Source organism: Nitrosococcus halophilus Nc 4 (assembly GCF_000024725.1).
Taxonomy (GTDB): Bacteria; Pseudomonadota; Gammaproteobacteria; order Nitrosococcales; family Nitrosococcaceae; genus Nitrosococcus; species Nitrosococcus halophilus.
Window position 1 is genome coordinate 461,180 of sequence record NC_013960.1, and the last position, 13,942, is coordinate 475,121.

Annotated in this window: 12 protein-coding genes; 10 read left to right on the forward strand and 2 right to left on the reverse strand. The window is 50.7% G+C overall.

Annotated features, from left to right (window positions below):
- The first annotated feature begins 212 nt into the window (after window positions 1-212).
- Window positions 213-1,088 carry a sterol desaturase family protein gene (locus NHAL_RS02195; protein WP_013031532.1) on the forward strand — a complete coding sequence of 292 codons (876 nt, stop codon included), beginning with the start codon at window positions 213-215 and terminating at the stop codon, window positions 1,086-1,088.
- Between the two features lie 119 nt (window positions 1,089-1,207).
- Here the strand turns inward: NHAL_RS02195 and NHAL_RS20105 are convergent, their stop codons facing one another.
- On the reverse strand, window positions 1,208-1,567 hold the full coding sequence (locus tag NHAL_RS20105; RefSeq protein ID WP_238985539.1) for a PP2C family protein-serine/threonine phosphatase: 360 nt from the start codon (window positions 1,565-1,567) through the stop codon (window positions 1,208-1,210).
- 380 nt (window positions 1,568-1,947) lie between these two features.
- Here NHAL_RS20105 and NHAL_RS02205 point away from each other — a divergent pair, with 380 nt between their 5' ends.
- From NHAL_RS02205 to NHAL_RS02245, 9 genes are all read left to right on the forward strand, one after another.
- Window positions 1,948-3,087 carry an IS4 family transposase gene (locus tag NHAL_RS02205; RefSeq protein ID WP_238985334.1) on the forward strand — a complete coding sequence of 380 codons (1,140 nt, stop codon included), beginning with the start codon at window positions 1,948-1,950 and terminating at the stop codon, window positions 3,085-3,087.
- A 229-nt stretch (window positions 3,088-3,316) separates the two neighbouring features.
- Entirely contained in the window at window positions 3,317-3,592 is a 276-nt protein-coding gene (locus NHAL_RS02210; protein WP_013031534.1) for a hypothetical protein, read from the forward strand.
- Window positions 3,593-3,948: 356 nt separating this feature from the next.
- Window positions 3,949-6,003, forward strand: a complete 2,055-nt coding sequence (locus tag NHAL_RS02215) for a SpoIIE family protein phosphatase (protein WP_013031535.1) — start codon at window positions 3,949-3,951, stop codon at window positions 6,001-6,003.
- Window positions 6,004-6,074: 71 nt separating this feature from the next.
- A complete protein-coding gene (gene prlC, locus NHAL_RS02220) occupies window positions 6,075-8,114 on the forward strand; it encodes an oligopeptidase A (RefSeq protein ID WP_013031536.1) in 2,040 nt (679 codons plus the stop codon).
- 8 nt (window positions 8,115-8,122) lie between these two features.
- Complete coding sequence (xth, locus tag NHAL_RS02225) at window positions 8,123-8,887, forward strand: exodeoxyribonuclease III (protein WP_041355339.1); 765 nt, start codon at window positions 8,123-8,125, stop codon at window positions 8,885-8,887.
- 52 nt (window positions 8,888-8,939) lie between these two features.
- Window positions 8,940-10,751 carry a tetratricopeptide repeat protein gene (locus NHAL_RS02230; protein WP_013031538.1) on the forward strand — a complete coding sequence of 604 codons (1,812 nt, stop codon included), beginning with the start codon at window positions 8,940-8,942 and terminating at the stop codon, window positions 10,749-10,751.
- Between the two features lie 40 nt (window positions 10,752-10,791).
- A complete protein-coding gene (gene ubiD / locus NHAL_RS02235; RefSeq protein WP_013031539.1) occupies window positions 10,792-12,255 on the forward strand; it encodes a 4-hydroxy-3-polyprenylbenzoate decarboxylase in 1,464 nt (487 codons plus the stop codon).
- 271 nt (window positions 12,256-12,526) lie between these two features.
- Window positions 12,527-13,147: a CDP-alcohol phosphatidyltransferase family protein gene (locus tag NHAL_RS02240; RefSeq protein WP_013031541.1), complete on the forward strand. Its 621-nt coding sequence runs from the start codon at window positions 12,527-12,529 to the stop codon at window positions 13,145-13,147.
- A gap of 142 nt (window positions 13,148-13,289) precedes the next feature.
- Entirely contained in the window at window positions 13,290-13,577 is a 288-nt protein-coding gene (locus NHAL_RS02245) for a PilZ domain-containing protein (protein WP_049780571.1), read from the forward strand.
- Window positions 13,578-13,675: 98 nt separating this feature from the next.
- Here NHAL_RS02245 and NHAL_RS02250 read toward each other — a convergent pair whose 3' ends face one another.
- The gene (locus NHAL_RS02250; RefSeq protein WP_013031543.1) at window positions 13,676-13,921 is read right to left on the reverse strand and encodes an aldehyde dehydrogenase family protein; all 246 of its coding nucleotides are present in this window, start codon (window positions 13,919-13,921) and stop codon (window positions 13,676-13,678) included.
- Window positions 13,922-13,942 lie beyond the last annotated feature (21 nt).

A 13,942-nucleotide genomic window follows, 5' to 3' on the forward strand; every position in this document is an offset into this window, starting at 1 on the left:
TATTATTTTAATCAGTAATTTACAGTAGCCTATTGTGATGGTGGGTGCTGGTGCTGTTAGCCCTACTGTATAAATAGCATAAGTTTGGAACTCTGGTCTTTCTAGGGGGTCTTATCGGTACTTCTTAAAGAACCTTATCCTTACGTTCCTAAGCGTGCCAATCTCTAGGCATCGCAGGTCGTAACGCTACTGTCAGCGCGAGGAGGTGGACAGTGACGGCCTCAGCTACTTCCCTACAGCCGGTGAACACTCACATTGAGAGTGGTGAGCCCGCGGTGTCTATGTTCGCTTCATTGGGCATCGAAGATGTTCTGATGATGACGGTGTTTGGCGTATTTTTTTTGCTGTTGGTAATGGAAGTCGTGCATCCCTATAGGCGATTCGCAACAAAAATAGCTCGGGCTTCTCTTACGACAAACACTACTGCGTTCCTGTTCAACGATGTGATCCTAACCCTTGTGTCCATATCGTCATTATTCTTAATTGCACAGCAATATTCACACCTAGGTCTGTTAAGTAACCTTGATGATGGTGTTTTCAAATGGCTGCTGTCTTTCTTGCTATTCGATCTTGCCCTTTACGGGTGGCACGTTGCTAGCCATCGCTTTGAGTTTTTATGGCGATTTCACAAAATTCACCATAGTGATAAAAGCCTTAATGTCAGCACTGGCTTTCGTTTCCATGTATTCGATCAATGTTTAGAAGTAATTTACAAGTGTCTATTCGTCATAGTGGTGGGAGTTAATGCTTATGTGGTCCTAGTGTGTGATCTCACTAAAACGCTTTTCGTACTCTTTCATCATAGCAATATATCGTTTAAAGGCGAGAAATGGCTATCCAAAATTATTATCGTGCCTACTCTTCATCGGGTTCACCACTCGACTTTGAGAAGCGAGCACGACAGTAACTATGGTATCGTTTTATCGATATGGGATCGCTTGTTTGGTACCCGTAAAGAGTTAGTTCCAAAGAAAATTGGGTTGGAGTTAGTTCAAGCAGATAATTTAGTTCAACTCTTTTGCCTTGCTTTTATTACAGAACGTCGCATAGCAAGAATTTTTCATATGATTCCAAAAGGTAAGCGTTGACTAGAGAGGTGTTGTTCTACCTCTTTGCAGCTTTTATTTGTGAGATTACCCAGTTACTGATTGGGGATTACATCTCATTGTTTGTCCACTAGATTAGTGGCTCCTGTTGATGGTTGATTTTAATTCTTTTTAATAATTAATACAGTGAGATCATCCGTTTGAGGGACGTTCCTTACATATAAAACAAGTTCATTATGAATTTGCTGAATAATTTCAGCAGCAGAAAGTGTTGGGCAGCGCTTAATTATCTTACAAATCTGCTCTACGCCAAAAGGTTGTCTCTCTGGGTTTGTCCATTCGAAAAAACCATCGGTGAACGCAATGAGCATATCCCCTTGCTTGAAGCGCAGCCGGTCCCACCCCTCATAAGTGAGATCTGGGATGACCCCAATAGGTGGCCCATGGATGGGTAACTTCTGTATTCGGATACCTTTTGCTCGAAATAATAAAACCGGGCCGTGTCCTGCAGAAAGAAAAATTAGTTCCCTATTGTGCGCTTAAAGTCTTGAGTAATATTTCATTCCAGTGATCGAATTCTCTATTGCGCTTATTCAAAATTTGCAATACACCTACTGGTATTTGATTATGGGTAGTGAGTGGACAAGAAAGTATGCTATGGGTCTTGAATTTAGTTTCATTGTCAATCTACAAGATAGTCAATGCTATTATATTTTCAGCGGCCCATCACCTTGGGGTCATAGTACGAGATGTGTCACCGAGCTGAGGTATAGACGGATAAAAGGGAATTGTTTAATTAAGAAACAAGCGGTTGCAAGAATAGAAGGAGTAGACAGGCACGGAGACATCTGATCTCATACGGGTCACGATTAAAAACCGAAGAGAGGTTGTTCCCGTGCCTGTGAAGAAGATTTTACACCGGATGTTGTCGGAGATCATGCATTTAAAACGCTTGTGGACGTTGGTGTTGTTGGTGGAGACGGTCTTGGAGACGAAGCGGTTATCGGTAACCCAGCTGGGTCGGTCATTGAAGTTACCGATTCAAGAGCGCAGTGGGATACGGCGGTCGGACCGATTTATGGGGAATAAGTACGTCCAAGCCCAAAGCAAAGCGGTGTATGAGGCGTTAGTCAAGCAGCTGGTGGGAAACAAACGGCGGCCGTGGATACTGGTAGATTGGAGTCATCTACCGAACACAGACTTGTATGTATTGCGGGCGGCATTAGTGGCGCCGGGACGGGCGTTGACCCTGTATGAGACGGTCCATGCGCAATCGCAGCAGGGGAATGAGCGCGTGCAGCGAGCTTTTTTAAAGACGCTCAAGGCGTTGTTACCGGCGGCGAGTCGGCCCGTGATTATCACGGACGCCGGATTTCATAATCCCTGGTTTAAGCAAATTGTGAGTTATGGCTGGGATTACGTAGGCCGGATCCGGGGGCGAAAATCCTACCGACCGGTGGGGGAGCGGGAATGGCGGCCCTGCCGAGAATTATGGGCGCAAGCCAGTGGCCGAGCGAAGGCACTCGGAGCGGTAGAGATGTGTCGTAAGAACCCGTTAAAGAGTAGGTTCTATTTGTTCAAAGGAAAAGCCCGGGGTCGGCATGGCAAGTCGATAGCCGAATACCGTCTGGCGGCGAAGGAGCCGTGGTTGTTGGCCAGCTCCTTGTGCGGTCGTCAATCGGCCAAGCGCGTGGTGAAACTCTATCGTACGCGGATGCAGATTGAAGAAGGGTTCCGGGATTTGAAAAGTCCAGCCTATGGCTTCAGTTTTAATCTGGCCTATAGTCGTGACCCGCACCGCATTGAGGTGTTGCTGTTGATTGCGGCTTTGGCAGGCATGGTGGCCTGGGCCGTGGGTTGGCTGACAGAGCGGCAACAATTACATTATCAGTTTCAGGCCAATTCGATAAAACATCGGCGCGTGCTCTCTCTATTCTATCTAGGCTGCCAAGTGATTCGACGAAAAGTAAGGGTAATCGTAAGTGAACAAAGTATCCGTGAGGTTTTCGATGCTATCGAAAATGAAGGATGCCCCCCATGAAACAGGGCAATTTATGCGTCTATCCTACAGGTCACCGAGGGGAGCTTGTACGCACGGTAATTTTTCCTTCATAGGAAGAACTCTTGGGTTTTTCGCGTTTTTTATTTATATAGACCAATTCTGGGGTAGATCCTATAGCTGTAAGAGGGTGGTTTATTTCGAGAAGGAAAGTTCTACAATCGTAGGGAAGTAGCTGTTGTGAAATAGGACGAGACCTAGGAGCAACGAGATGGCTTTAAGCACTATCGATTTTGTCAAAGCTCGGGATACAGTAGCCGAATTGTTGGATGAGCTGGCATTAGAGGCCTATTTATTCGAGGTTGAACCACGGAATAGCCACTGGGAAGTCAAAGTGGAGTGTGCCATTACAGAAGGGTGGGAAACGGTAACCCTCTCTATTCCTAAAGAAGTACTATTGGCTAGCGCTGATGATAAGGTCATTCGTAAACAAGTACTGGAGGAGTGGCGGGCTAGGTTGGCGGCCTGCAAGATTCAGTCTTCATAGTGCTTGATTGGCGGATAAAATTTTTTCTTCCCCTTATCTTGCTCAGACTCCCATAAGGAGTTACTCTTTATCGGTTTTGTCTATTTTTCTTATCCTAAGGTCAGGCATTCGGGTGCCTATAATGATGTCTTAGGGCATAAATACGGCGAACTTAACATTTATTAATATTTTAAGTAAGTCTCCTAGGCTACCTTGAGCAAGCCATTTTCCGCAGGGCAATCTTTTGGGGTGCGAGCGCGGAGGGCAATAGAGTTATCGATCTTATGCTCGCACCTCGGCTTTCCCCCAGAGGTAGGCGAACTGGATGCCACTGCCGCTTCCGTGTTGGTTGAGCAATTCGATCGGTGTCTATTGTAATGAACGAGCGAGAAGTTGACCCTATCCGTACCGAATCGGATGCAGAACATAAGTTGGCGAGAGGAAGGCCTACTGAGCAGGCGTTGCGCCAGCAGTTTGCCAACCTGGAAGAGCGCCTAGCCCAGCAATCGGCTGAATTAGCGGCCATTAAGGCGGCGCTCAAGGAAAGTGAAGAGCGCTTTAATCAAATCGCCGCGATGACGGGAGAGTGGATTTGGGAGCAGGATGCTGAAGGGCGCTATATTTATTGTAGTGCCAGTGTCAATGCCATTTTGGGTTACCCGTGGCGGGAGTTGATCGGGCGGTTCTACGACGAATTCGTGCCCTCGGAAGATCAGCAGGCGCTACGTTTGAAATTGCGCGAAGGGGCCGAGACGGAGGAAGGTTTCCAGCGCCTCATGCGTCGTTATCAGCACCGGGATGGGCATCTTATTTTCACCGAATCAACGGCTGTGCCCCTCTTTGATGACCAACACCGCTTGCTCAAATGGCGCGGTATCGATCGAGATATTACCGCGACCCGGCAAGCCGACGAACTGGTATTCAAGCTTTCCCGAGCACTAGAGCAAAGTCCTAACGCCATTCTGATTACCGATCTCAATGGTAATATCGAATACGTGAATCCTGCCTTTACGCGATTGACCGGTTATAAGGCTGAGGAAGTGATCGGTAAAAACCCCCGCCTTTTGCAATCTGGAAAGACTTCCCTTGAGCAATATCGGCGGCTTTGGGAAACCATTACTGCGGGCCGCGAATGGCGGGATGAAATCCAGGACCGAAAAAAAAATGGGGAGCTTTACTGGGCTTTGGAGACTATTGCGCCGATTCGAAATGCCGCAAGCAACCCCACCCACTTCTTGGCTATTCAGCAAGACATCACCGAGCGGAAACGGGTTGAGGCCGCCTTGCGGGAGAGTGAAGCCCAGACCCGGCTAATCATCCAGAACGCTTTGGATGCCATTATCCTGATGGATGCCGATGAGTTAATCACCGACTGGAATCCCCAGGCTGAAAAAATATTTGGCTGGAATCGTAACGAGGTGCTGGGGTCGTCGTTGGCGGATACGATTATTCCTCCCCGCTATCGGGAAGCTCATCGGCAGGGGTTGCGGCGGTTTCTAAAGACAGGCAAGGGGCCAGTGCTAAGCAAGCGGCTTGAATTAAGCGGGCTGCACCGGGATGGCTATGAATTCCCGGTTGAGCTTACCGTGTCGCCTCTAAAGGTAGGGGATAGCTATGTATTTAGCGGCTTCCTGCGCGATCTTACCCAGCGTAAAGAAGCGGAAGAGGCCATTCGGCGGGCACGCGTAAAGCTGGCAGTGTCCCGTAATGAAATGCGGATCGCTCAGCAGATTCAAGAATCATTATTTCCTCCCGCCCCCTTGATATTGCCGACGGTAGAAATTAGGGGCTATTGCCTCCCCGCTACCCACGTGGGTGGGGATTATTTTGATTACTTTCAGTGGCAGGATGAGGCCATTGATATCGTCATTGCGGATGTTTCGGGGCATTCCGTGGGGCCGGCGTTACTGATGGCGGAGACGCGTAGCGCTCTAAAGGCGCAATTTCATTTGCATAGAACAGTGGCGGATACCCTGTCTGGCCTCAATGAGGCCCTCTACGAAGATTTGGATCGCTCTGATCATTTCATCACCATGGGCTATCTGCGCTACGATACGGTGACAGGTCAGTTAGCCTATGCCAATGCGGGTCATATTCCGCCGTTGCTATTTCGCCAAGGACAGACTTGTCGGCAACTGGATGCGGATGGATTGGTGCTAGGTGTGAAGCTAGACGTGGTTTTCGAGGAACGTTTAGTGAACTTACAGCAAGGGGATATGATTTTCCTTTACACCGATGGCATCATCGAGACCGAGAATCAAAAAGGCGAATGCTTTGGGATTGATCGTCTTTGTGATTTGCTCAATCAGCATCATCAGAGGGGATCGGAGCCCCAGGAGATTATCACCACCCTTATCGAGCGGTTGCAGGCTTTTTGTCATAGAAAAACCTTTGAGGACGATGTCACCATGGTGGTGGTGAAAATATTGTAAGCAGTTATTCTTACCGGGGCCTGTGTTTGGTAAGATTTAGAAAGTAATTTAGCTTTTATGTTGGGATCAAGATGAGTAATCCACTCCTTGAATTTACGGGCCTACCTCCATTTTCGAAGATTCAGCCTGCCCATGTGGAACCCGCGGTGGACATTTTGCTGGCGGAGGGACGGGCTTTAGTTGAGCAGCTACTTGCTAGCCGCACCGAGTATACCTGGGATACTTTAATTCAGCCATTGGAAGAGATGCAGGAGCGTCTTGACCGTGTTTGGTCTCCCGTCTCCCATATGAACGCCGTGGTCAATAGTGATGAACTGCGGCGGGTCTACAATGCTTGTCTGCCTAAACTCAGTGATTTTACTACCGAATTGGGGCAAAACGAGGGACTGTATCAGGCTTTTCAAGCTGTCGCGGAAGGGGGCGAGTATCCGAAACTGGATACCTCCCAGAAAAAGATTATTGCCAATGCCCTGCGCGATTTCCGGCTCTCGGGAGTGACCCTGTCAGCGGAAAAGAAGGCTCGCTTCAAGGCCATCCAGCAGCGGTTGGCCAGTTTGACCGCCAAGTTTGAGGAAAACCTGCTGGATGCGACCCAGGCCTGGCGTAAACACCTTACGGATGAAGCAGCGTTGGCAGGATTACCTGAGGGGGCACGGGCCCAAGCGCGTCAGGCGGCGGAACAAGCCGGTCTGGAGGGTTGGTTGTTGACCTTGGAAGCGCCCTCCTATATTGCGGTCACAACCTATGCCCACGATCGGGCGCTGCGGGAAGAAATATACACTGCTTTTGTCACCCGCGCCTCGGATCAAGGCCCCCATGGGGGACGTTGGGATAATACTCAAGTGATGGAAGAAATCTTGGCCTTGCGCCATGAAGCGGCGCAACTGCTGGGTTTTGCCAACCATGCCGAGCGCTCCCTAGCCACCAAAATGGCCGGAAGCCCTCAACAAGTATTAGATTTTCTCAACGATCTGGCCGCTCGCTCCAAGGGGGTGGCCGAAAGGGATTTTGCCGAAATCAAAGCCTTTGCCCTAGAGCAGTATGGCGTTGAGGATCTGCAAGTTTGGGATGTGGCCTATTATGGGGAAAAATTGCGGCAGCACAAATACGCCATTTCCCAGGAGGAATTGAAGCCTTATTTCCCCGCCCCGCGGGTGTTGGAAGGGCTATTTACCATTGTGCACCGACTCTATGGCCTGGAGATTCAGGAACGAAAGGATGTGGATATTTGGCATCCCGAGGTGCGTTTTTTCGATATTTTCGATGATAAGGGGGAACTGCGCGGGCAGTTCTATCTTGATCTTTATGCCCGCAGCAACAAGCGGGGAGGCGCATGGATGGACGATTGTTTGTCCCGCAAGCGCCAGGGAGAGCAACTCCAAATTCCAGTGGCCTATTTAACCTGTAACCTGACTCCACCGGTGGGTGGTAAACCAGCCCTGTTCACCCATAATGAGGTGATCACCTTGTTTCACGAGTTTGGCCATGGATTGCATCACCTGCTCACCAAGATTGATTATCCTAGTGTGGCCGGGATTAGCGGTGTGCCCTGGGATGCAGTGGAGTTGCCTAGCCAGTTCATGGAAAATTGGTGTTGGCAACGAGAGGCGCTGGACTTCATTGCCCGCCATTTTGAGACCAATGAACCTCTCCCTGAGGAATTATTTGAGCGCATGTTGGCCGCTAAGAATTTCCTTTCGGGGATGACGATGGTGCGCCAGTTAGAATTTGCCTTGTTTGATTTTCGTTTGCACTTGGAATATGAGCCCGCTAAGGGTGCCCCCATTGATGAGTTACTGCAAGAGGTACGGGAACAGGTCGCTGTTGTCAAACCTCCGCCCTTTAACCGTTTTGCCCATAGCTTTAGCCATATTTTTGCGGGTGGCTATGCCGCCGGTTACTATAGCTATAAGTGGGCTGAAGTGCTGTCGGCAGACGCTTTTTCCCGCTTCGAAGAAGAGGGAATTTTTAACCAGCAAGCAGGGCGGGCTTTCATGGCGAGCATCTTAGAGCAGGGGGGGACCCGTGAGCCTATGGAATTGTTTATCGAATTTCGGGGACGTGAGCCGACCATTGATGCTCTGCTCCGCCATAGTGGTCTCGCCGCCTGATGCCTAAGCTGAAAATTGCCACCTGGAATGTCAACTCCTTGCGGGTGCGGCTGCCCCAGGTGATGGATTGGCTAGAGGCTCACCAGCCCGATATTTTGGCGCTGCAGGAAACAAAACTGAGTGATGGCGAATTTCCCCAGGAGGCGTTTGGGGATATGGGTTATCGGGCAGCGTATTCGGGCCAGAAAACCTATAATGGGGTCGCTATCCTTTGCCGCCAAGAACCCCAGGATATCATGACCGATCTCCCTAATTTGGAAGATCCCCAGCGGCGTATTCTGGGAATTAGCCTGGGTGATATTCGCTTGCTGAATCTCTATGTTCCCAACGGCAGTGAAGTGGGATCAGAAAAATATGCCTATAAGTTAGACTGGTTGGCGCGGGTAAAAGACTATTTACAGGAGGCTTTGGCTGAGTATCCTAAGCTCATTGTCTTGGGTGATTTTAACGTGGCCCCAGGGGACGGGGATGTCCATAATCCTGAAATCTGGCACGAGACTATTCTGTGTAGTACTCCAGAGCGGGAAGCATTAGGGGAAATTCTCGATTTAGGGTTCCAGGATAGCTTTCGTTTGTTTGAGCAGGAAGGGCAATCCTTTAGTTGGTGGGATTATCGAGGAGGGGCTTTTCGCCGAAATTGGGGATTGCGTATTGATCTGATTTTAATTAGCAAAGAGTTAGTGCCAAAGTGTACAGAGTGCGTTATTGATAAAGAACCCCGCCGTTTAAAGCGCCCCTCTGATCATGCCCCGGTCATCGCAACTTTTGCTTAACGTAACTCGCGAAGTTTCATCTTTAAATTAGCCTTTTAGTTATCTTCCCTCCGTGGGTGCCCAAAATCAAAGCGAACTAGGCGCAGAGTTAAAAACCTGGGTAAATCGCCTTTGCCAAAAAAACTTTGGCGGAGCCGGCGAGCTGCTTCGCGAAGCGGCGGAAAGAAAGGCGAAACAACTCAACAAAGTACGCAAGGAATTGGAACAGCTCACGGAAGAAACTGTGAGTAGTTTTCGGCTTGCGGGTGATGCCCACAGCAATAATTATGCTTTTGGCCAGGCGTTGGAAGTGTATGAGCGGGCATTGGAATATGTATCGAGAGAGCTTACTCCCCATTTATGGGCAGTCGTCGTGACCCAAGTGGGAAAAGCATACCATGAGCTGGGCATTCGAATTGAAGGAGTAGCGCTGCATTATCATTTTTCGGCTGCGGTGGAGAGCTACCGGCGGGCATTGGAGGTCCAGACTCAGGAACATTTGCTCCAGGATTGGGCGCGAACCCAAACCCATTTGGGGACGGCTTTGCGGGAGCAAGGGGTCCGGCTGGGGGGAGAGGCCGGGTGGCGGCTGTTAGAGAAGGCGGTGGCGGCCTATCGGCAGGCGCTAGAGGTACAAACCCGGAGGCATCTGCCCCAGGATTGGGCCTGGACCCAGACCCATTTGGGGACGGCTTTACGGGAGCAAGGGGTCCGGCTGGGGGGAGAAGCGGGGCAGCGGCTGCTAGAGGAGGCCATAGCGGCCTACCGGCGGGCACTGGAGATCCAGACTCAGGGGCATCTGCCCCAGGATTGGGCGCGAACCCAAACCCATTTGGGGACGGCTTTGCGGGAGCAAGGGGTCCGGCTGGAGGGAGAAGCAGGGCAGCAGCTGCTAGCGGAGGCAATAGCTTCTTACCGGCGGGCATTGGAAGTGCAGACCCGGGGAGAGCTATCCCAGGATTGGGCCTGGACCCAGACCCATTTGGGGACGGCTTTGGGGGAGCAAGGGGTCCGGATAGAGGGGGAGGCCGGGTGGCAGCTACTAGAAGAGGCGGTGATTGCCTACCGGCAGGCGTTAGAGGTACAAACCCGGGGGCATCTGCCCCAGGATTGGGCTTGGACCCAGACCCATTTGGGGACGGCTTTGGGGGAGCAAGGGGTCCGGTTAGGGGGAGAGGCTGGACAGCGGCTGCTGGAAGAGGCAATAGCTTCTTACCAGGGGGCATTGGAGGTGCAGACACCTGAGACTCTTCCCGGGTATTGGATCCAAGCTCAATATCATTTAGCCCAGACTCATTTAGCGCTTGAAACCTGGTCTGAGGCAGCGGCAAGCTTTGCCCGGTTACTCCAGGTGTCCCCCGATAATGGGGAGGCCTACTATGCGGCCAGTGTGCTCTACCACGAGAAATTGTTGGCTTTTGAGGAGGCTTTTTCCCTTAGCCAGCAATGGCTCAATTCTCATCCTGAAGACCTGGAGGCCCACAGCCAATTGGCGGAACAGTGTTTCACGACCGGTCGTTTTGCCGAGGCTGTTGAGCATTTTGCCAGGCTTTTGGCAAACCCTGAGCTTGATCCCCAGATCAAGATTCCGCTACAGGCTTTTGAGATTGCGGCGCTGTTAGGTTTGAATCAAAAGGCGGTGGTTCCACAAAAATTCAAGGGCCTATGTGTAGCCATTGCCCACCAGCCTGAGGATTTTTCCCTTGAGTGGACATTTGGAGGTAGCAAATACTTTATCGCTCAGGCTGAACAGTTAAGCCCTTACCGTGCCTGGCTTTTGGAACTTTTCGCCGCCTTAGAAGAGAAGAACCGAAACGCTATCTTAAGTTGCCTTGGAGAGGATGTAGAGCAGGTTTCGAGTACAGCCCAAAGCCAGCCCTCCTAGGTGATGACCATTTGTCAAATCACGGGTAGACTCCGCTTCCATGAAATACAAAGACCTGCGTGATTTTATCACCAAGCTAGAAGCAGAAGGGGAACTGAAGCGGATTGCCGTGGAGGTTGACCCCCACCTGGAGATGACCGAGATCTGCCATCGGGTACTCCATGCGGGGGGGCCGGCCTTGCTATTCGAGCGCCCCAAGGGCGCCTCGATGCCGGTGCTTGGCAATTTATTTGGGACCTCGCGGCGGGTGGCCTTGGGCATGGGGGAGGACTCGGTGGCCGCCTTACGGGAAGTAGGCAAACTCCTTGCTTTTCTTAAGGAGCCCGATCCGCCCCGGGGCATGAAGGAAGCCTGGCGAACTCTCCCGATTTTTAAAAAAGTACTGGATATGGCGCCCAAAGTCGTGCGCTCCGCTCCTTGCCAAGAGGTAGTCCTTGAAGGTTCCCAGGTGGATTTAGGTCGACTGCCTATCCAGACCTGTTGGCCAGGTGATGCTGCCCCTTTGATTACCTGGGGATTGGTGGTGACCAAAGGGCCCTATAAAGAACGGCAGAATATGGGCATCTATCGCCAACAAGTGTTGGGTCCTAATCGGGTCATCATGCGTTGGCTGGCTCACCGTGGCGGGGCGCTGGATTTTCAAGCTTGGCAACAGGCCCATCCCGGCGAACCTTTTCCGATAGCGGTCGCTTTAGGGGCAGACCCGGCGACTATCCTGGGCGCCGTGACTCCGGTACCGGATACCTTGTCGGAATATGCCTTTGCGGGATTGTTGCGGGGGTCTAAAACCGAACTGACCCGTTGTCTGGGGAGTGAGTTGCAGGTTCCTGCTAGCGCTGAGATCGTGTTAGAAGGTTATTTAAAGCCAGGCGATGACGCTGATGAAGGTCCATTCGGCGATCATACCGGGTACTACAACGAGGTAGAACGTTTTCCCGTATTTACCATTGAGCGTCTTACCCATCGGCGTGATCCTATTTACCACAGCACCTATACGGGGCGTCCCCCCGATGAGCCTGCTATTTTGGGGGTAGCCTTAAATGAGGTATTTACCCCTATTTTGCAAAAGCAGTTTCCAGAGATTGTGGATTTTTATTTGCCTCCTGAAGGTTGTTCTTACCGGCTCGCCGTGGTGACCATGAAGAAGCAATATCCTGGGCATGCGAAGCGGGTTATGTTGGGGGTTTGGTCTTTCCTTCGCCAATTTATGTATACCAAATTTGTGATTGTCACAGACCAGGATATCAATGCCAGGGACTGGAAGGATGTGATTTGGGCTATGACGACCCGCATGGATCCAGCACGAGATTGTGTGATGATTGAAAATACGCCCATTGATTATTTGGATTTTGCCTCTCCCGTTTCGGGACTCGGTTCCAAGATCGGCTTTGATGCCACCCATAAATGGAAGGGTGAAACCCAGCGTGAATGGGGCCAGCCTATCGTCATGGATGAAGCAGTCAAGCGGCGAGTTGACGAGATATGGGATCGCTTAGGCTTCTGACATTCCCCGCCCTTCGGGCGAGGGTTCTTGAATCGCTCCAAGAACTTCCTGTTGTTTACTAATCCTCCGCCCAAAGCCCCTTCCTTCAGGGAGGGGATGTAGGGCGGTTCTGTTCGTGTATAATGTTCTTTGTTGGTTGTGCTGTTGCTGCACATCTCCTCCTGTCTAGTTTTAAGCGGGGGCAGGGTTGAAGTAAGTGGCTTTCCAGAGGCCATGCGCTCGGGCATGGGCGTCCGCGCTAGGGAATCCTCTTCCTTAAAGGGAGAGGTGGATGTCAAAAACTGATCTAAGAAACGTTATGACCAATACTCCGTGGGATGCCCGCCTTGCCGCCTTAATCGTTCGGCCACTTTGTAACAGTTGGGTAACACCTAACCATTTGACAACCTTGCGGTTGGTGACAGGGCTTGGGGCGGCGTTATGTTTTGGGAGCGGTGAATGGCTCAACCTAGCTGCCTGGTTGTGGGTGATGTCTACCTTTCTCGATCATACCGACGGTGAATTGGCGCGCATGAGTGGTAAGCAATCCCGAGGAGGTCATTTCTATGATCTGGTGACGGATGCGGTGGCCACCATTGGCTTATTCATTGGTATTGGCTGGGGCCTCACCAGTTCCCACCTGGGGGAATGGACTCCCCTGATGGGCGGGGTAGCAGGGATTGCCATCGCTATCATTTTTCATTTTCGTAACGAAATAGAGCAGCAGTCTGGGAAGGTAGCGACGAAACAACCCGGTTTTGCAGGTTTTGAGCCTGAAGATACCTTATATTTGCTACCGCTGATTACTTGGTTAGATGGCTTAATTTTATTTCTCCTAGCAGCGACCTTAATTACGCCTATCATCGCTATTGTGGTAGGGTGGCAATACCTTACTCAGCCCCATAAGATGTAGCTTAGGCACGAATTATGCGTAATAGTTTTATGGGAACGGCAATCACTATAATAAATTTCAAAGCGTCAGTGGTTTTGGGCTGAGTTGCAGTTGGTTGATTGTGGGTGCTAAGGTGCTTACTGCTCTGGGGGTAAAATCGAAAATGTCATGCTTTCTTAGCAAAAAAATAGAACGTCGCCGAAATCCGAGAAAGCGGGCTGGGGTTAGGGTTTATTTATCCTGGCCAGGACAGCAGCCACAGCGTTGCCAGGTGATCAATCTCAGTGTGACGGGAGCATTTGTCGAAGTCGGGCCGTTACGAATTCCTGAAGATAGGATTATCAAATTGGTTTTTGTGCTCTCGGCAGACTCCTTGATTAAGATGCACCATCTATCCGCTACGGTGGTGCACCGTTCTCAGGAAGGGATTGGGCTGATGTTTCAGCAATGATTCTCGGTCCCATTCCTGAGTGAGGAAATTCCGATTTAGGGTCCGGCTGAATTTTAATGGGCCTGGTTACGCCTGTCCCCAGTTCAGTAGGGCTCCTTCTAATGGGAACCACTGTCGATAGATTGCCCGTCGACCTCCTTGAGGGTGTCTAGGCGGATGGTTTCGCCTGAACCCAACACTGCAAACTCCTCTTGATGCTTGGTGTAAATATCAGCAATTGTATCCAGCGTTTCAATGATTTTGCCATCAGCGGTTTGGTAAACGATTCGGCACCGTTTGCTAAGCGTGGCGAGTGCTTCAAGGTGATCATGACAATTGCAGTTTATGGGGACATAATCGGTCATGTTTATACGCCCTCGTAATAG

Coding starts and splice junctions, on each gene's coding strand:
- NHAL_RS02210 (WP_013031534.1), top strand. CDS start 3,317: ATGGCTTTAAGCACTATCGATTTTGTCAAAGCTCGGGATACAGTAGCC.
- ubiD (WP_013031539.1), top strand. CDS start 10,792: ATGAAATACAAAGACCTGCGTGATTTTATCACCAAGCTAGAAGCAGAA.
- NHAL_RS02250 (WP_013031543.1), bottom strand. CDS start 13,921: ATGACCGATTATGTCCCCATAAACTGCAATTGTCATGATCACCTTGAA.
- prlC (WP_013031536.1), top strand. CDS start 6,075: ATGAGTAATCCACTCCTTGAATTTACGGGCCTACCTCCATTTTCGAAG.
- NHAL_RS02215 (WP_013031535.1), top strand. CDS start 3,949: ATGAACGAGCGAGAAGTTGACCCTATCCGTACCGAATCGGATGCAGAA.
- NHAL_RS02245 (WP_049780571.1), top strand. CDS start 13,290: ATGTCATGCTTTCTTAGCAAAAAAATAGAACGTCGCCGAAATCCGAGA.
- NHAL_RS02240 (WP_013031541.1), top strand. CDS start 12,527: ATGTCAAAAACTGATCTAAGAAACGTTATGACCAATACTCCGTGGGAT.